General features: G+C 36.4%; 20 protein-coding genes and 1 other annotated feature. Of the genes, 11 read left to right on the plus strand and 9 right to left on the minus strand.

Annotated elements, in window-relative coordinates:
- The first annotated feature begins 11 nt into the window (after positions 1-11).
- Positions 12-437: a hypothetical protein gene (locus tag HLX49_RS07715; RefSeq protein ID WP_101933690.1), complete on the plus strand. Its 426-nt coding sequence runs from the start codon at positions 12-14 to the stop codon at positions 435-437.
- A gap of 239 nt (positions 438-676) precedes the next feature.
- Here HLX49_RS07715 and HLX49_RS07720 read toward each other — a convergent pair whose 3' ends face one another.
- From HLX49_RS07720 to HLX49_RS07735, 4 genes are all read right to left on the minus strand, one after another.
- Entirely contained in the window at positions 677-940 is a 264-nt protein-coding gene (locus tag HLX49_RS07720) for a NifU N-terminal domain-containing protein (protein WP_077703084.1), read from the minus strand.
- A gap of 252 nt (positions 941-1,192) precedes the next feature.
- Positions 1,193-1,399 carry a DUF3813 family protein gene (locus HLX49_RS07725; protein ID WP_077703085.1) on the minus strand — a complete coding sequence of 69 codons (207 nt, stop codon included), beginning with the start codon at positions 1,397-1,399 and terminating at the stop codon, positions 1,193-1,195.
- Between the two features lies 1 nt (position 1,400).
- Positions 1,401-1,550 (minus strand): hypothetical protein, encoded by a 150-nt coding sequence (locus HLX49_RS07730; protein WP_162985778.1) that lies wholly within the window; start codon positions 1,548-1,550, stop codon positions 1,401-1,403.
- Between the two features lie 250 nt (positions 1,551-1,800).
- On the minus strand, positions 1,801-2,622 hold the full coding sequence (locus HLX49_RS07735; protein WP_296361124.1) for a Cof-type HAD-IIB family hydrolase: 822 nt from the start codon (positions 2,620-2,622) through the stop codon (positions 1,801-1,803).
- Positions 2,623-2,949: 327 nt separating this feature from the next.
- Between HLX49_RS07735 and HLX49_RS07740 the strand changes: the two genes are divergently transcribed.
- Both HLX49_RS07740 and HLX49_RS07745 read left to right on the plus strand, forming a co-directional pair.
- A complete protein-coding gene (locus tag HLX49_RS07740; protein WP_101933691.1) occupies positions 2,950-3,711 on the plus strand; it encodes a prolyl oligopeptidase family serine peptidase in 762 nt (253 codons plus the stop codon).
- Positions 3,712-3,865: 154 nt separating this feature from the next.
- The gene (locus HLX49_RS07745; RefSeq protein WP_073006171.1) at positions 3,866-4,177 is read left to right on the plus strand and encodes a metal-sulfur cluster assembly factor; all 312 of its coding nucleotides are present in this window, start codon (positions 3,866-3,868) and stop codon (positions 4,175-4,177) included.
- 80 nt (positions 4,178-4,257) lie between these two features.
- Here the strand turns inward: HLX49_RS07745 and HLX49_RS07750 are convergent, their stop codons facing one another.
- Entirely contained in the window at positions 4,258-5,082 is an 825-nt protein-coding gene (locus HLX49_RS07750) for an undecaprenyl-diphosphate phosphatase (protein ID WP_414930302.1), read from the minus strand.
- Between the two features lie 293 nt (positions 5,083-5,375).
- Between HLX49_RS07750 and HLX49_RS07755 the strand changes: the two genes are divergently transcribed.
- Complete coding sequence (locus HLX49_RS07755; RefSeq protein ID WP_077703089.1) at positions 5,376-5,714, plus strand: hypothetical protein; 339 nt, start codon at positions 5,376-5,378, stop codon at positions 5,712-5,714.
- A gap of 180 nt (positions 5,715-5,894) precedes the next feature.
- Here the strand turns inward: HLX49_RS07755 and HLX49_RS07760 are convergent, their stop codons facing one another.
- The gene (locus HLX49_RS07760; RefSeq protein ID WP_073006176.1) at positions 5,895-6,068 is read right to left on the minus strand and encodes a DUF2929 family protein; all 174 of its coding nucleotides are present in this window, start codon (positions 6,066-6,068) and stop codon (positions 5,895-5,897) included.
- A 361-nt stretch (positions 6,069-6,429) separates the two neighbouring features.
- On the opposite strand from HLX49_RS07760, the gene HLX49_RS07765 reads away from it, so the two are divergent.
- The 6 genes from HLX49_RS07765 to HLX49_RS07790 all read left to right on the plus strand — a co-directional run bounded on the left by HLX49_RS07765 (position 6,430) and on the right by HLX49_RS07790 (position 12,221).
- Positions 6,430-7,056 (plus strand): hypothetical protein, encoded by a 627-nt coding sequence (locus HLX49_RS07765; RefSeq protein ID WP_296361125.1) that lies wholly within the window; start codon positions 6,430-6,432, stop codon positions 7,054-7,056.
- Positions 7,057-7,310: 254 nt separating this feature from the next.
- On the plus strand, positions 7,311-8,270 hold the full coding sequence (locus HLX49_RS07770) for a BMP family ABC transporter substrate-binding protein (RefSeq protein WP_414930301.1): 960 nt from the start codon (positions 7,311-7,313) through the stop codon (positions 8,268-8,270).
- 409 nt (positions 8,271-8,679) lie between these two features.
- Entirely contained in the window at positions 8,680-9,621 is a 942-nt protein-coding gene (locus HLX49_RS07775; protein WP_101933694.1) for a beta-ketoacyl-ACP synthase III, read from the plus strand.
- A 26-nt stretch (positions 9,622-9,647) separates the two neighbouring features.
- Positions 9,648-10,889, plus strand: a complete 1,242-nt coding sequence (fabF, locus tag HLX49_RS07780) for a beta-ketoacyl-ACP synthase II (RefSeq protein WP_296361126.1) — start codon at positions 9,648-9,650, stop codon at positions 10,887-10,889.
- A gap of 206 nt (positions 10,890-11,095) precedes the next feature.
- The gene (locus HLX49_RS07785; protein ID WP_077703094.1) at positions 11,096-11,299 is read left to right on the plus strand and encodes a YuzI family membrane protein; all 204 of its coding nucleotides are present in this window, start codon (positions 11,096-11,098) and stop codon (positions 11,297-11,299) included.
- Positions 11,300-11,465: 166 nt separating this feature from the next.
- Positions 11,466-12,221, plus strand: a complete 756-nt coding sequence (locus tag HLX49_RS07790; protein ID WP_077703095.1) for a YjbA family protein — start codon at positions 11,466-11,468, stop codon at positions 12,219-12,221.
- A 314-nt stretch (positions 12,222-12,535) separates the two neighbouring features.
- On the opposite strand, the gene trpS is transcribed toward HLX49_RS07790, so the two are convergent.
- The 3 genes from trpS to selD all read right to left on the minus strand — a co-directional run bounded on the left by trpS (position 12,536) and on the right by selD (position 15,976).
- Positions 12,536-13,534, minus strand: coding sequence for a tryptophan--tRNA ligase (trpS, locus tag HLX49_RS07795; RefSeq protein WP_077706860.1), 999 nt, complete (start codon positions 13,532-13,534; stop codon positions 12,536-12,538).
- 55 nt (positions 13,535-13,589) lie between these two features.
- Positions 13,590-13,769 (minus strand) — a binding site (T-box leader).
- A gap of 91 nt (positions 13,770-13,860) precedes the next feature.
- A complete protein-coding gene (gene mnmH, locus HLX49_RS07800; protein WP_101933696.1) occupies positions 13,861-14,904 on the minus strand; it encodes a tRNA 2-selenouridine(34) synthase MnmH in 1,044 nt (347 codons plus the stop codon).
- Positions 14,905-14,926: 22 nt separating this feature from the next.
- Positions 14,927-15,976 carry a selenide, water dikinase SelD gene (gene selD / locus HLX49_RS07805; protein WP_077703097.1) on the minus strand — a complete coding sequence of 350 codons (1,050 nt, stop codon included), beginning with the start codon at positions 15,974-15,976 and terminating at the stop codon, positions 14,927-14,929.
- 344 nt (positions 15,977-16,320) lie between these two features.
- Here selD and HLX49_RS07810 point away from each other — a divergent pair, with 344 nt between their 5' ends.
- Positions 16,321-17,523, plus strand: a complete 1,203-nt coding sequence (locus HLX49_RS07810) for a putative glycoside hydrolase (RefSeq protein WP_101933697.1) — start codon at positions 16,321-16,323, stop codon at positions 17,521-17,523.
- Positions 17,524-17,750: the final 227 nt, after the last annotated feature.

Here is a 17,750-nt window from a genome sequence, read left to right on the forward strand (position 1 = left end):
AAGCGGGAGCTATGTGGAAAAAAGTTTTCTTGTTAATAGCTATAGCATTAGTACTTTTTGGATGTAGTACGAAGAATGAAAAGGGCGACCCCACAGCCAAAGACACTTCAACACGAGAAGCACAGACAAACGGCGTCCGTTTTGAAAACTTGGAAATGGAAGTGACCGATGGAATAGCTGTTTTACAAGGTGAAGCGCATGCGAATGAAACGGATGTATTTTACCAATTGGAACATGAAGGAGAGCCCCTTAGTGACGAAACGGCTTTACCTTTAGAGAAGAAGAAAGGGCAATGGGAGAAGTTTATGGTAGAGGTTAAACTGCCAGAGGAAACATTGCATGCGGAGGAACCTCCAGTAATTGTGATATATGGAAAGAATCATGATGGTGAAAAAATAAACCCGAATTATTTCCCTGTAGATGTTGAAAACAAATAACCAAAAGGGAGTGTACCTAAGGTTTTTTACGGAACAAAGGGGCGGGGGGCCCATTTTTAGTCGGCCTTCCTCTTGGGGACGAACCGATGATGACTTAGCTTAGGGCCATTTCGTGAAGTCGTCTCGTTGCTGGGTGATGGAGCAGGACGTGGCTATTGAGTTATTTCGTTATACACAAGCACCTCATTTTATCTTTCCTATAATGTAAGAAAAGGCCAAGCAATAAGCATGCTGGCCTTTTAAAATCCATATTTTTCTATTACTTCTGTTACCTTTGGTATTAAATCATCCCATTCTGTATCGAATTGCTTATTTACGGTAATAAAGTTTTGATATCCAAAAACATTATCTACACCTTCTACTTGCATTAAATCATTTAAAATGTCATATTCACTCGTATCTCCAGGCATTACGGATATACTGTTTGTTCCTTCAAATATTAGTTTATCTGCAGTAAATTTCATTGCATTTGGATTCGGGGTGGCTTCAGCACGAATACTCAAATTACATCCCTCCTAAATCATACTTATTCTCAATAATAGCAGATATAAGAAGGATTAAAAAGTATTTTGTCGCTAAGCGTATGTGTTAAAGGCGTACTTTTTAGCATTTCGTTCGTAACACCAATGTATGTTAGGAAGTTTTCGAAGCTAGAATTCGTAATAGGGGTTTTAATTTATCCATAAGAAAGTCCCTGTTAAGGGACTTTCTAGAGGGGTAAGGGTTAATCAAATACAAGTTACTAATTGCAGAGGTTACTGTATTTGATTATGTTGCCTTAATTGATTTTCCAATTGCTGTAATTGCTGTTTTTCTTCAGGTGTAGCCTCCTGATAAGCAGCTTGAATAGCAGTTTGTGCAGCTTGTTTATCTTCTGCATTAGAAGCATTGTTTTGCTGACTCATAAAGTTCATCACAGCATTTCTTGCTTGTTGAAATAAATTATTTTGATTGTTTTCCAACCTAAAACCCTCCTACTGTATGGTTATCAGCCTCATCTTGTTTTCTTTGCACCTCAGAGAATCTGCTTCGATAAGGGAAGCGTTCAGCATGCTTTTTCACAGAATCTGCGCTCTGTTGGGCAAAACGCTTTGATTTACTTGCTTTACTCACGATATTTCCTCCCTTGTGCATATGCACACTTTTTGAAAAATCATGATCGAAGTTATCCTAGGCGTTTTAATCAGGTCTCCTGTTATTCGAAAGCAAAAAAGGTGAACACATGAATTGTGCTCACCCTTAGTGTGATCTTTTTATCCATAATTATAAATGGAAATAATTGAATTTTAGTGGTGATAAGATATTTTTTTAGCAGTAAAAGCGCGACTGTAAAAGAATAACAACACCATAAGAAAATAGATTTTCAGCCTATTTTTAAATAGGTTTGTAAGAAATTTGCTATTCCGTTTTCTTCATTAGAATCTGTCACGTATTTACTTATGGATTTTAATTCATCAATTGCATTGCCCATAGCTACACCTACCCCTGCGTAATCAATCATTTCTAAATCATTATCTTCGTCACCAAAAGCGATAATGCGATTCGCGGGGATATGGAAATAATGAGCAATCTTCTGTAAACCAACAGCCTTATTCATTCCTTTGCGAACAATTTCAATAATGTTCCAAGGTGCTCCCCAATTACGGTGTTCAATAAGGTCAGCATGAAAGTCATCAAGATGTTTTCGTAATGTGGAAATATGTTCATCTTTCGGATGAATTAAGATGGAAGTAGGGTCTTCTGTTAATTTATTTCTCAGACTCCCTATTGTAAAAGGGGGGTCATTTTTTGACATATGAAATATATCAATAATGGCTTGATCATATTGATCTAAATACACATCATCCATAACTTCAGCCAAAATATTTCGTACATTTAGCTCATAACACGTTCCGATAATTTTATGAGCTGTTCGTATAGACATCGGACTGTGCAGAGCATCCCATTTCTTATCATTTGGATGGTGAATAAGTGCACCATTAAAATTTACCATCGGAGTAGTTAACCCTAAATTTTTATAATAACCAATACTTGCCCGATGTGGTCTGCCTGTTGCAATAACAACGATATGACCTTCGTCCATTGCTTTTAAAACTACTTGTTTTGTTTTAGGGCTTATTTCTTTTTTATCGGTTAACAGTGTTCCATCAAGATCTAATGCTATTAAGTGTCTGTTTGTTTGCATATTTACAATCACCTCATCTGTTCATAGTGTATAGTCGAAACGAAGGAATGTAAAGTAAAACTTGTACTAACATCTACTTACCCTGCTGTATCCTGCACATAAATTGCTGTTAGATTGAAAAAACAAAATATATTTAGATGGCTTATTCGGCGATCCGAACAATTAATGGGGAGGAAAGAAGCTTTATAATTAAAATCAAATATCCAATAATAATGTAGGTTTTTCAGATATAGGATGAACGGTGTCGATGATGAAAAAGTTGATAGGCATTCTTTGTGATAGTAGAATGAAAAATATACGAATACGTACATAAGGGGACAGTGTAGCATGATCGGAATATATGAAGAAAAAATTGATACCATTCCAAGCTTAATTATAGTGGATGCAGAAAAAAATGGCGTCGCTTTGCCCGTAGTTACTTATTTCCACGGGTTTACCAGCGCAAAAGAGCATAATTTGCCGCTAGCATTTTTACTTGCTCAAAAAGGATACCGGGTTATCTTGCCAGATAGTAAGTATCATGGCAACCGTGAAAATGGCATTCATGTGGAGAAAAGACAACTATCCTTTTGGGATATTGTAGTGCAAAATGTAACTGAATTACAATATATAAAGGATTATGTGGATGAAGCTGGATTATTATTAGATGATCGCTTTGGCGTAGCGGGAACAAGCATGGGAGGGATAACTACTTCTGCTGCAATTACCCAATATGAATGGGTTAAAGCAGCTGCTATCTTAATGGGTACACCGAAGATTACAACCTTTGCACAGGAAATTATTGATGCGTTTAAAAAAACGGGCGATCTGCCTGTAGAACAAAAAGAAATTACGAACTTGTTGGATCGGTTAGCTAAGTATGATTTGTCTCAGCAACCAGAGAAGTTAAATGAACGCCCGTTGTTTATCTGGCATGGGGAAGCAGATGAGATTGTACCGTTTAATCATGCATACTCTTTTTATAAACAAGTAGCACCAACTTATGCTAACTCTAAAGATATTGTTTTTCTAGGAGAAGCAAATCGTGGTCATAAAGTAGGGAGATTTGCCACACTTGAAACGGTAAAGTGGTTTGTAAATCATTTATAATCAAGTTATACGCTACTACACATAAATATCCAAGCTTACAAGCATAGGAATTCATTCAAACCGTTTTCAAACTGTTTGTAACAAGCGTTGTTTTCTTTAAATATAAACAAAAATATGTTTAAATAGTAATAACATATTGGAGGAGGGAAATTGTATGGATGAGGCATTAAAGGAGAATCTTTTTGGTGCATTAGAAAATGTTATTGATCCTGAATTAGGCATAGATATTGTTAATTTAGGTTTAGTATATGATGTAGAATTAGATGAAGAGGGGATATGTAAGGTTACAATGACACTAACTTCTATGGGATGTCCGCTTGCTGGACATATTGAGCAAGACGTCAAACACGCATTATCTGATATTCCAGAAGTGAAAGAAACGGAAGTTAGCATTGTATGGAACCCTCCATGGGGCAAGGAAAGAATGTCACGTTATGCTAAAATTGCACTAGGTATTCCAGATTAATTTATTACCTTAGAAAATGAATCAAAAGCAGTTGCCTGTAATAGACAACTGCTTTTTTTATTCCATGGAATCCATTGGTTTTATCGTGTAAAGATAATAATTGCTAGGATCCCAACTATGAAACAATAAAAACTAAAATACTTTAGGTTGCCTTTAGCCATGATGTTAGCGAACCATTTAAGGGCAAAATATGTAGCAATAATGGAAGCTAAAAAGGCAATAGCATAAGGGATCATTAATTCATTAAACCTTTCATCTTTGACAATATCACTTATTCCTAAAATCGTAACACCAAGGCTAACGGGAATATAAAGTAAAAAAGAAAAACGAAAAGCTGTTTCCCGCTTCATGCCGACAAGCATGGCAGCAACAATGGTAGCACCTGAACGGCTAATTCCAGGAACTAATGAGACGGCTTGCGCTGCACCGACAATAAGTACGTCTTTTATCGTTAAATCTCCGTCATTTTTCTTCCCGTGAAGATTACGAATTATCCATAAAGCTGCCCCAGTAATCAGCAAGGTGTATCCGACAGTAACTGCTTTGATGTCACTTATATAGTCGTTTAATAAGAAGCCTAAAACTCCCGTAGGAATGGTTGCTACAATTAGAAATACGATAAATTGAAAGTCAGCCGTTGCTTCATTATCTCTATCTTTTTGTAAAATAAATCGAAGCCCATTTTTTGTTAACCGAATTAAATCTTCACGGAAAACGACCAGCACAGCGATTAGTGACCCAAAATTCACTAAAATTTCAAATGACAATCCTGTTAATTCGACTTGTAAATGAAGGAGATCACGAAGCATAACCAAATGCCCGCTTGATGAAATAGGTATTGGTTCCGTGAAACCTTGAAATAAACCGAGTAGTAAATATTTTAAAATGATACTTAAGCTAGATATAGCGTCCATGAAAAAATCCTCTCCAATATCTCTCTATTGTAAGATTAAACTGAAATGGAAAATCAAGGTATTTATTTACCTTACAGAAGCTTACAATTTTGTAAGCTCTTTAGTTGTATTATAAAAAACAAAATTTAAGAAGGATGACTTACATGCATATACTTTTAAGAAACCTAAGAGCCTTGCGATAAAACAGCGTTTTTAACTATTTACTGCAATAGTAGATTTTCGCACTATACAAGTCACCAACCTATGGGCAAATGAATAGGCTGAGTGGTGAGGAGGCAGATAATATGAGTCACGGTCATCAACATATATACGATGTTTGTAAGGATCATATGCATGCTTATGTGCTTATTGAGTTAGTAGATGGTTCTAGCGTTGACGGGATAATAACAGGTTTGGATCATGAATCTGTATATTTAGCAGTACCAATAGAAGCGCATGAACAACATCACTCACATATGCAGCAAGGGCATAGCCAACATCACAGACAATTTGGTTATGGCTATCCAGGATACGGAGGGCCTGGTTATGGTTACGGAGGATATGGGTACCCTCCTAACCGTTTTCGAAGGCTTATTTTACCACTAACTGCTTTAGCTGCACTCAGCATTTTACCATGGTATTAATTGAAGCAAGAAAAAACCCTTGCCTTATACGTTAAAAGGAGGCAAGGGCTTTCCCTTTTCTTCAATTAGGCAACTGTGGGTACGGTATGAACGTACGATCCTGAAACTAGCTATGTATGGAGAATAAACTAAAGCAACGGTGTGGGCTTCCACACGGTTGCAGTGTCATTATAAATTGACTTAGTTATCTTCTTTTAAAATACCGTCACCTAGTACGGATACCATCACAAAAAAGACGACTGATAATCCGATGGTTGCTGTTAAGTTGAATGGTTCACTTCCCATACTTGATAAAACATAGGAAACTACTGCGCCGATTAAACATGACCAGAAAAGTGTAACAATGTATCGCATGATAACACCTCGTTTTTTACAGTAACTTTTATTAGAATATCTCTTTCTAGTTTACCAAAACAAAGATGAAAAAAAAAGTATAACTTGCATTTACTGAAAATCATAACATAAATGTAACGAATGGAAGAGTCTTATTCTCCATAGGAATATGATGGAAACATAAAGACTTGTTCTATATCCAGTAATGTAATCTGAAAGAAAGCTAATGTAAATCAGGAAGACATATGATAGAGAAGTTCCCTCAGAGATAAAAGGGCTTAAATGTATTATTTGCGCAAGGAACTTGAAGTATGCCCTTGCTAACCAACCGCTCAAATGTTGCGTAGGGCTCTTTGCTTGAAGATTCACTGCATACCGTATTATGAAAAAATTACGAACAGGAGTGGTGTCTTTGGTTACGGTGGTTGCAAATTGTAATCATTGGATTGGTTTTCATATCACGAATCAATTATTGGAACAAGGCTTGAAAGTAGAGGGGATTGTAGACTGTAAAAAAGATGATTCTCTGTCTCTTTTTTTTGGGAGAAATAGTAATTTTTCCTTTTATTCAGGTGATACAAACGAAATATATGAACAATTCATTTGTATTGGTTCCATTCAAGAAGATGTCAATATTTCTGCGGAATTATGTGTAACACTAGCACATCCAAGTACAGTACATCCATTTACAAGCCTAAATGGCGTAATTATTGAATTACCTCTTTTATTCGGTGAATGGATGCCTATGTCAGAGAATGGTATGTATTTTCAAGGAGAATTTGTTCCTTTTTCATCGGATTATTTTCTTCAACATGCCATATATATTCATGATTTTATAGACGTTTTTCTTAAATGGTTAGAAATGTACGAGGTAGGTGAAGAGAAGCAAAACGTAAACAAAATAAAACTTGATAATTATATAGATATTAAGGACAATAGACCTAAAGAGGCGACAGTTAATCAGGTCATTCAACACTTTCGAAATCAACGATTAGGGAAGATGTTCTGATCAAAAGGATGTAGATTAACGGCCTTGTAAGCGAACAGTAAATGTTTGAGTACGTGTGGTTGAATTTTTGTGCCATAGCCTGCGCTAGGTGAGCTACCCTTTTAAGTACACGTATTTGTGAAAGTGATTTTATGAAAACTTGGCTTAACGCCAAATCTTTATCGTGGAAGCTGTCGTTTTTCTTATACTATAAACCTTTAAACTTTCCCATAGTATAAAAAAGACAGTTGTCTTATACGGAAATAGAGTAGGAGGTGTTTCTATTGCGGAATGTCTTTGCAATTATTAGCATGTTAATGATACTAGGTAGCTGTAGTAGCCCCATGCAAACAGAACAGCGAATACAGAGTGTGGGTATGTTATTAAACGGAAACATCTCTGATCACATATGGAATGAAAAAGGGTACCAAGGACTTGTTTCATTAGGAGAAAAGTACGGAATGGATGTTTATTATAAAGAAAATGTTGCAACTGAGAAGGAAATTATTGAAGCGATAGAGGAATTTTCCAATCAAGGAGTAAATTTTATATTTGGCCATAGTTCTTTTTATGGAAAACACTTTACAGACGTTGCTGAGAATTATTCTCATATACAGTTTGTTTATTTTAATGGTTCTTATGTTGCAAAAAATGTAACTAGTTTTACATTTGATACGTATGCGGCTGGATATTTTGCTGGTATGTTATCTGGTAAAATGACAGCTGTAAATAAAGTGGGCATCATTGCCACTAATGAATGGCAGCCAGAGATTGAAGGCTTCTTTGAGGGCGTTAAAAATGTAAACCCGAAAGCGGAAATAGAATTAGCTTTTTTAAATGACTGGAATGAGGTGCAAACGGCACAAGGGATTTACCAACAAATGAAATCAACCGGCGTAGATGTATTTTATCCAATAGGTGATGCTTTTAGTGAAGAGATTATTAAGCAAGCAAAAAGAGATGAGGTTTATGCCATTGGGTATAGGACTAATCAAGCAGAGTTAGCAGAGCATACAGTTTTAACTTCGACTGTCCACCATGTAGAGAAACTGTATGAATATGCAGTGGAACATGTAAATGATCGTAATTTAGCCGGACAGTTAAAAAGCTTTGATTTTCAAGATGGTGTTATTTCTTTAGCGCCTTTTAATGACCAAGTTCCCCACTCTTATCAATATGAGATGAACCAAGCAATGGAACATTATACAAATACGGGTTTACTCCCTGAAAGGTAATGTAGTCTTGTTATTTCATATCGATTACTATTCGGTATTGAAAGTTTCCTCTCTCCCTTTTTAAACTGAATATAAGGTACTATAAGTTTTACGCTTGACTGAACAAGTATGCAGCAAATTAAAGCTTTTCGCATAAACTTCTATTTTGTACAAGCCTTCATGTTACACCATTAAACGATAGAAAAATAGTCAAAGCGTTTGATGTTATAAAGAATGGACGATAAGCTAATTTTCGCTAATGCTGTGAACAAGTAGTAAGAATAAAAGAAACCTCCCTACGAACCATCATTTAAAAGCTAGGTAAGATTATCAGCCTGTAACTTGCAAAAAAAATTACAATACATTAAAATTAGTACCAAGTAATAATAATAGATAATAATTATTTTAGATTTTTTAAGGAGATGGAAATATGGATGTTGGTGTTTTAGGCTTAGGTCATTATGTTCCTGAAAAAGTCGTTACGAATCATGATTTAGAGAAGATCGTCGATACAAATGATGAGTGGATTCGTACGAGAACAGGTATTGAAGAAAGAAGAATAGCAGAAGAGGACATGGATACTTCAGATATGGCATTTTTAGCAGCAGAAAAAGCTATCAACAATGCGAATCTAGAACCTAATGATATAGACCTTATTTTAGTCGCAACAGTAACTCCTGACACACCATTTCCCTCTGTTAGCTGTATGATTCAAGAACGTTTAGGTGCAAGGAATGCAGCAGCCATGGATATTAGTGCAGCTTGTTCAGGTTTTATGTATGGGATGGTAACAGCAAAGCAATTTATTGAAAACAACACATATAAACATGTATTAGTTGTAGGAGTAGAAAAGCTGTCAAAGATTACTGATTGGTCAGATCGTAGCACATGCGTATTGTTTGGTGATGGTGCTGGTGCAGCCGTAATGGGCCAAGTATCGGATGGTAAAGGGATTCTTTCGTTCGAATTAGGTGCTAATGGTGCAGGCGGAAAAGAATTAAAGCAGGAAAAAGATACTGGTTATTTATATATGAATGGTCGTGAAGTATTTAAATTTGCTGTCAGACAAATGCCAGAATCATCTGTTAATGTAATTAAAGCTGCTGGATATAAAGAAGATGATGTAGATTATTTAGTGCCACATCAAGCAAATATCCGCATCATGGAGGCGGCTCGGCAGCGATTAGGTATCTCCGAAGATAAGATGGCCCAAACAGTAAAGAAGTATGGCAATAACTCTGCAGCTTCTATACCAATTGCTTTGTCGGAATCAGTCGCAGATGGTAAAATAAATGATAATGATTTGATCGTTTTAGTTGGCTTTGGCGGCGGTTTAACATGGGGCGCCTTAGCCATAAAATGGGGAAGATAACTGGATGGAGCTAGGAGGAAAACCATATGAAACAAAGAAGAGTTGTAGTAACAGGAGTTGGTGCTGTTACGCCTGTTGGAAATCATGTTAGTACCATGTGGGAAAACATAATTTCAGGGAAATCAGGGATTGATTTTGTGACCAAAGTGGATAAAGAACTATTTCCGGCTAAGGTAGCTGGAGAAGTGAAAGATTTTGATCCAAGTGCCTATATCGAGAAGAAAGACGTTCGTAAAATGGACTTGTTTACACAATATGCTGTTGTGGCGTCCAAAATGGCGGTTGACGATGCCGACCTTACTATTGATGATGATAATCGGAATCGTGTAGGCGTTTGGATTGGCTGTGGTATCGGTGGTATGCAAACTTGGGAAGATCAGCATCGAAAACTGTTAGAAAAAGGGCCTAAGCGAGTTAGTCCATTTTTTGTACCAATGATGATCCCAGATATGGCTGCGGGTCAAGTTTCTATTCAATTAGGTGCAAAAGGGATAAATTCATGTTCTGTTACAGCTTGTGCTTCAGGTGCAAGTTCCATAGGTGATGCTTTTAAAGCCGTGCAGCGTGGTGATGCCGATGCCATTGTTACCGGTGGAACAGAAGCGCCGATATCTAACATGGCGTTTGCTGGCTTTTCTTCTGCCAAAGCACTCTCTCTTAATGAAGATCCACAAAAAGCAAGTCGCCCATTTGACAAATATCGTGATGGGTTTGTAATGGGAGAAGGTTGCGGTGTTTTAGTGTTAGAAGACTTAGAAACGGCGTTAGATCGTGGGGCACATATTTACGCAGAAATTGTTGGTTACGGTGCTACTGGTGATGCTTATCATATTACTGCGCCAGCAGAAAACGGCGAAGGTGCAGCACGTGCGATGGATATGGCGTTAAATGATGCAACAATTGCACCAAATGAGGTTGATTATATTAATGCACATGGTACGAGCACAGCCCTTAATGATAAATTTGAAACTGCTGCTATAAAGACAGTATTGGGCGACCATGCGAATGATGTTGTCATTTCTTCAACAAAATCAATGACAGGACATTTACTAGGTGCTGCTGGCGGTGTAGAATCGGTGATTTCTGTTAAAGCAATTGAAGAAGGAATCGTTCCGCCTACCATTAATCTTGAACATCCTGACCCAGATTGCGACTTGGATTATGTTCCAAACAAGGCAAGAAAACAGCATGTTCAAGTTGTGTTAAGTAATTCGCTTGGATTTGGCGGTCATAATGTTGCACTACTATTTAAAAAATACCAAGCATAGTTGGAAAGCGAGAAGGAAGAATTCTTCATAGTTATGAAACGTCATAAAATCAATTTAAAGCCGATCAAATTTGATCGGCTTTTTTCTTTATTAATAAGCAAAGTGGTGTCTTTCGTTATGGAGAGTTGGAAAAGGGACAGTTTTTCTAACATGTATAGTTTGGGACAAGCATAGTCTATTAAAAAGGACAAGGCAGGAGAGAGAAAATGGGATACGTGTTTTTATTTTTAATGGGCTTTGGTTTTTCTATTATGGGTGGCGTCACCATTATTGCATATATGAATTTTCTTCCAGCAGGTCTATCATGGGGAGAGTATATGAGTTTTATAACTAGTAGAGTAGAATGTTATTTTTTGCCAGTTGGGCTGATTCTCATGCATATTGCTTTAAAACGTTACCCAAACAGTTAGCCATCTATTTCACGAATACTTCGTCGTAGTTATCTTAAAAATTTTTGTTGAAAACATATAGTTTAAAACGCTCATTTGAAAAATAATATGTTGTAACTAGAATATTTTGTCTGCTAGATGGTCATAATGTATGTTAAATTCAGTTTGAAAAAGTGAGGGTTGTTTTATGCTATATATGCATGATGTTTGGGTGAATTGGTTTGAAGGAGAAGAGAATGGTTATAATGTATGTTATTTTCATGAGTGGCGTAAAGATGATGGTATTGAATTATTAGATCAAATACCATTATTATACATAACGAAAGAACTGTTCTCTTATATTGAAAATGATATGCAGGAAATCCCAAAACCGCTTTTAGATGCTATCTATAAGCGTGCTTATATGCGCAAAGGGCATGATAGAACAGTTCTAGAATATGCTAGCATTATAACAGATGGCAAGGAAATCCTTATCTTTGACACTATTGGTTATCGGATCCCAGTTCGAAAAAGCAGATTAATTCCAAGGCAGGAACAGCTCGTCTACGATATGATAAAAAATGCCAAAGTGCAATCGTTTAAATATGACGGGAACAATTATAAAAAAGAATACCATATGCTTTCTATGCCACCAGAACTCGTTTTTGGATTAACTAGAAGAGAGCGTCAACTAAAACAATTAATGATGATGGGGTTAGATCAGTTATGGACGACAAATAATTTGGAAGAGTTACGTTATTGGTTAACAGAATGGAATCCAAAACGTTATCCATATATTCGTTTTATGGATGAGAAAGCAGTTTGGACTGCCCTATATGAAGGCGTGAAAAAAGGGTGGAGTGATCGGCATGAGGATTTCTGTCACAAACTTATTAAAGGACAGCCTTTCTTGGAAAAAATGTGGGAAATAGAAAATGGGCAAGAACAAAACGCTTCGCAATAATGGATGTTTAGAAAAACTTGGCTTACCGCCAAATCTTTATGGCGGAAGCTGTAGTTTTTCTTATACTACAATCCTTAAAACTTATACTTTTCTATAGTGTTAAAGTAACGGGTTAAGCAACTACGCTTTACCCGATTTTTTTCATTATAGGAATGTCGTAATAATGAGAAAGTTTTTTATCTCTTTATATAAGTGTTGGACAAAACAAATCGGGTAATAATAGCACCTAAATCAAGAGGCCTATAGGTCATCCCCCCTTGGGTTACTAAACAATGAATGGGGATAACAGAAAAGCCCCACTCATTGATTTTACATTATTTTTTCTTTTTTATTCTTCCTAAGCCCATTGCTTTTTTGGCTTTTGCAACTGTTCGATTTGCGGTGAGGGCAGCTTTTTCGGCACCAGAATCTAAAATTGAATCTAATTGTTCAGAATCCAAGAGTGAATAATAGTTGTCTTGAATTGGTTTTAACACCTCAATGATAGCATTAGCTGTTCCTTGCTTAAATTCTCCATAACCTTTGTGCGCATATTTTTGCTCAAGGGATGCAATAGATTCACCAGAGCAGATGGAATGAATAGATAATAGGTTAGATACACCCGGTTTGTTTTCTTTATCGTATTTCACGATTCCTTCAGAATCAGTGACAGCACTCTTAATTTTCTTTTCGATTTTTTTTGGTTCATCAAGCATAGAAATAAATCCTTTTTCATTCTCATCGGACTTACTCATTTTCTTTAATGGGTTTTGCAATGACATAATACGAGCTCCAACCTTAGGTATACTTACCTCTGGAACAGTAAAGATATCGTTATATCGATTGTTGAATCGTTGTGCTAAATTTCTCGTTAATTCTAAATGTTGTTTCTGATCTTCTCCTACAGGAACGAGATCGGTTTGATATAGTAAAATATCAGCCGCCATTAAGGCAGGATAGGTGAGCAAATTCGACGGAATAGCAGCTTCTCTATCTGCAGATTTATCTTTATATTGGGTCATTCGTTCTAACTCACCCATATAACTGATGGATTGTAGCATCCATCCTAATTGCGTGTGTGCAGGGACTTCTGATTGGATAAATAGCGTTGATTTTTCTGGATCAATACCGGCTGCTAAATATAAGGCTGCAAGCGAACGGATGTTATTTCGAAGTTTTAATCGATCTTGCGGAACAGTAATAGCATGTTCATCCACAATACAAAAATAGCATGTATGGTCATCTTGAAGTTCCGTAAAATGTTTTAATGCACCGAGGTAATTTCCTAAAGTTAACGTACCACTTGGTTGAATTCCTGAAAAAATTGTTGTCATTTTGTTCACTCCATTTTCATTATTTTCCATATAAAAAGGCTCAATTATCCCCTGTTACAGGGACGATTGAACCGCGTTGCCACCCTAATTACCTTCTATAGAAAAAGGTCACTTCATTCATGCTAACAAGCTCTAAAGCCCAATTCCAATAAACCATGGTGCTTGTTTTCACCTGCCACAAGCTCTCTTAAAAACCAGCGGGAATATTGTACTATATCTTTGTCATCGCTAATGGTATTTGTTTTGTATTATTATATAAAGCTTTGTTAAAGATTGCAAGGCAGGAGTTTGGCGTCTACGCCATTTCTTGTCATTTGCTGATTAGGTTATTTGGCATAAAAGCTGTTATCTATTTGCTCCTTTAATAAGTGATAGGCTTCGGATATATTTTTCGCTTTAATTCTTATTTTTTTATTATCGGGTATTTGTTTCGTCGTATAGTCGTATAAAGGATCATAATAATATTTGAGCAATAGCATGACTGCTAATTCGTAGTGTCCTGCGTTTAATTCCGTTTCAATTTGTTTAGCAATAGGTGTATGAATGCGCTTTTTGATACGTTTAAATGCTTCTAAACAAGATTCTTTATACTTCCAAGGTTCGTATTCTTTTATAATTTCTGCGGTTCGTTCTTCAATGGGAAGTTCAATGATAAATTGCGTGCCCTCCGTCTTCTTTTTTAAGAGAAAGTTTGGTAAAATCACTCTACCTACTCGCTTACTTTCACCTTCAATAAGCATAAATGGCGTTTGTTTTATGCTTTCTATTTGTTCGATGAGCAACGCATCAAATGTTTTTTGGTTATGTGGTTGTAAGCCAATTTGACCAAATATGGAACCACGGTGATTAGCCATTCCTTCTAAATCAATAACAGGGTAATTTAGCTTTGCTAATCTTCTAAGTATGGTTGTTTTTCCTGATCCAGTATGACCGTTTAGTACGAGTGCTTTCGTATCCCAATTTAAATTTTCTAACGTGTTCACAACCCAGTTGCGATAACTGCGATAGCCTCCATCTAACCGATAAACGCTAATCCCCATTAAGTCTAAAACAGTAGCTGTTGTTTTACTCCGCATGCCACCGCGCCAACAGAATACAATCTTTTCTCCATCTGTATTTGAAAAACTTTTCACAAAATCAGGTAGTTTTGCAGACATTATTTTTAAGCCATGCTCTTTAGCTATTTCAGGACTTTTTTGTTTGTACAATGTACCTACTTCTGCTCTTTCTTCGTCATTAAAAAAGGGAATATTGATACTGTTTGGAATCGTGGCGGTGTTAAATTCAGAAGGAGATCTTACATCAATAAGCGTAAGTTTCTTTTTTTCCTTCATTGATCTAAGTGCTTCAATAGTAATATTTTGCAACAATGTTTTGCCACCTCTTCCTATCTTACTCCTGTACGTAAATATGTGATTTTGTATCTTCCGTAGCCTCGCCAATAATTGCGGCATGTATACCTTCAGCTTGTAATTCAGATAGTAGTTGAGCAGCTTCTTTATCCTTTACAGCCATTAACAGACCACCTGAAGTAACCGCATCACATAAAATCCACTGGTCTATTTGGTCCATGCTACTTGGAAAAGAAACTTTTCCTTGTACGTGTTGAAAATTATTCTTTGTACCACCAGGAATAGCACCTAATTCTGCTAGCTCCTTAACCCTAGGTAGTTTAGGGACTTTATGGTCGTATATAGTAAGACTGACTTCACTACCTATGGCCATTTCGGATGCATGGCCTAACAATCCAAAACCTGTGATGTCTGTACAGGCGTGTATTTCATAACTTTGCATAATATGAGCAGCTACTTTATTTAATGTAGCCATTACCTTCGTAACATGTTCAATCTCTATATCTGTAAGTAAATTGCGTTTAATAGATGTTGTTAGTACACCTACACCAATCGGTTTTGTCAGAATTAACTTATCATTCGGTTTCACTCCACTGTTTGTCCGCACTTTTGCAGGGTGTATGATTCCGGTTACGGCAAGTCCAAACTTTGGTTCTTTGTCATCAATGGAATGTCCGCCTACTAATGCAACGCCCGCTTCAGTCAATTTATCACCAGCACCACGTAGTATATCGGCTAAAATTTCCTTATCTAAGGTGTGGACTGGGAAAGCAACGATGTTCAATGCCGTTATTGGTGTACCGCCCATAGCGTAAATATCACTAATGGCGTTAGCTGCAGCAATTTGTCCAAATGAATATGGATCATCTACAATTGGTGTAAAGAAATCTAACGTTTGTACAATAGCTGTATCTTCATTAATTTGGTATACTCCAGCATCATCGCTTGTATCTAAACCGACAAGGACGTTTGGGTTTGGAGTGGGTGAAGGGAGTTGTTTTATAATGTCAGCTAAATCAGCGGGGCCAATTTTACAACCGCATCCCCCTTTTGTGGTGAGCGTTGTTAGTTTTACATTGTTCTTCGTCATTAAGAAGACTTCCTTTCTTATACTATAGGAAAGTATAATTTTTAGGTTTTATAGTTGAGAAAAACTACCGCTTCCGCCATGAAGTTTTGGCGGTAAGTCAAGTTTTTCTAATATATCTAACCCTTATTATAGAACAAACTTTTTAAATTTGCATATGTAAAAAAGGAATTAATGAAAATTGGATCTATCTTCTATATAAATACAATCTAGCACGTCCTATTAACAAATAACGAGTGATCTAGGAAATGTTAATCATTTTCAACATAAATTGATATTTTTCATTCAAAATTGACAGGTTTTCCTTTATACTAGAACTACAATTATGAAAATGGAGATTGATAAGCATGAGAAAAACACGAAATCTACTAATCTCAGGGATTAGTATTGCTTTATTAAATCTTCCTATGGTTGCACATGGGGAAGAGACAGCTACTGCTAGCTTACACCAAGAACGTGAACTTAGCCTACAGCCGTTAAAAGATAGTATGAAACGATTTGTACATACCTCAGACTATAAATTTGAATATCCAGATGCGGTGCGTGGTATTTATGTGACTGGAAATTCAGCGGGAGGAAGCAGATTCAACAATCTTGTTGATTTTGTTGATCAGACGGAATTGAATTCAATGGTCATTGATGTAAAAGAAGATAATGGCAATTTAACATTCACTCCTGAAGAAGGTTCTCCTTATGAAGATATGGCTTCAAATATGATACAGAATCCTGAGAAAATGATGGAAACTCTGGAAGAAAAAGAAATCTATCCGATTGCTAGAGTGGTAGTTTTTAAAGACTCCGTTCTAGCTAAAAAACGCCCTGACCTGTCATTTAAAAAGAATGGACAAGTGTGGGTTAATAATAAAGGGGAAGCGTTTGTTAATCCGTTTCAAAAGGAAGTATGGGAATACAATGTAGAAGTGGCTAAGATGGCTGCGCAGATGGGCTTTCAAGAAATTCAATTTGATTATGTTCGTTTTCCGGAAGGATTTGAAACGAGAGACCAAGAATTGGATTATAGTTTAGGTGATTATAAGGACAGTGAAATGGACGATGTGCAAAAGCGTGTTCAAGCAGTTACTGATTTCGTAGAATATGCGCGAAATGAATTATCAAACTACGATGTTGATGTTTCTGTAGATATTTTTGGTTATGCAGCTACGATAGAAGAAGCGCCTGGAATTGGACAGAACTTTTCTAAAATATCAGAGAACGTAGATATTATTTCGTCCATGATTTATCCTAGTCATTGGACATCTTATTTCGGTATTGAAAAGCCAGATACCGAGCCTTATAAATTAGTGGATGAGTATGCGAAGATGGAAAATAAAGTATTAGGTGCTTTAGAAGAACCGCCAGTTTCAAGACCTTGGCTTCAAGACTTTGAAGCACCTTGGTTGTATTCTGGAGCAACGAAGCAATACGGCAAAGCCGAAGTAGAGGCGCAGATTAAGGCGTTGTATGAAAATGAAATAAATGAGTTCTTGCTTTGGAATGCTGGTAACACGTATTCAGAAAATGTTGATTACACAATTGGATTAGACGAATAATAAAAATGGAGAAGTTGCTGTTTATTGAAACGGTAAAACTTCTCCATTTTTATATAAAATGTATTAATTTTGTAAATCCTATAAGTATATTTTTGTGCTGGTCTAGGAAATTATCACTAGCGTTGCATAAAAAGTAATGCTTCAAGTCAAGCGTTAATTTTCCATTTGAGACATAGGTAACAGAATTTTCTGATATATGTTATTTGTACACAATGAAAAAAAGACAA

Source organism: Virgibacillus sp., from assembly GCF_013393565.1.
Classification (GTDB): Bacteria; Bacillota; Bacilli; order Bacillales; family Amphibacillaceae; genus Virgibacillus; species Virgibacillus dokdonensis.

Coding starts and splice junctions, on each gene's coding strand:
- HLX49_RS07715 (WP_101933690.1), top strand. CDS start 12: ATGTGGAAAAAAGTTTTCTTGTTAATAGCTATAGCATTAGTACTTTTT.
- HLX49_RS07735 (WP_296361124.1), bottom strand. CDS start 2,622: ATGCAAACAAACAGACACTTAATAGCATTAGATCTTGATGGAACACTG.
- HLX49_RS07740 (WP_101933691.1), top strand. CDS start 2,950: ATGATCGGAATATATGAAGAAAAAATTGATACCATTCCAAGCTTAATT.
- HLX49_RS07745 (WP_073006171.1), top strand. CDS start 3,866: ATGGATGAGGCATTAAAGGAGAATCTTTTTGGTGCATTAGAAAATGTT.
- HLX49_RS07755 (WP_077703089.1), top strand. CDS start 5,376: ATGAGTCACGGTCATCAACATATATACGATGTTTGTAAGGATCATATG.
- HLX49_RS07760 (WP_073006176.1), bottom strand. CDS start 6,068: ATGCGATACATTGTTACACTTTTCTGGTCATGTTTAATCGGCGCAGTA.
- HLX49_RS07765 (WP_296361125.1), top strand. CDS start 6,430: ATGAAAAAATTACGAACAGGAGTGGTGTCTTTGGTTACGGTGGTTGCA.
- HLX49_RS07775 (WP_101933694.1), top strand. CDS start 8,680: ATGGATGTTGGTGTTTTAGGCTTAGGTCATTATGTTCCTGAAAAAGTC.
- fabF (WP_296361126.1), top strand. CDS start 9,648: ATGAAACAAAGAAGAGTTGTAGTAACAGGAGTTGGTGCTGTTACGCCT.
- HLX49_RS07785 (WP_077703094.1), top strand. CDS start 11,096: ATGGGATACGTGTTTTTATTTTTAATGGGCTTTGGTTTTTCTATTATG.
- HLX49_RS07790 (WP_077703095.1), top strand. CDS start 11,466: ATGCTATATATGCATGATGTTTGGGTGAATTGGTTTGAAGGAGAAGAG.
- trpS (WP_077706860.1), bottom strand. CDS start 13,534: ATGACAACAATTTTTTCAGGAATTCAACCAAGTGGTACGTTAACTTTA.
- selD (WP_077703097.1), bottom strand. CDS start 15,976: ATGACGAAGAACAATGTAAAACTAACAACGCTCACCACAAAAGGGGGA.
- HLX49_RS07810 (WP_101933697.1), top strand. CDS start 16,321: ATGAGAAAAACACGAAATCTACTAATCTCAGGGATTAGTATTGCTTTA.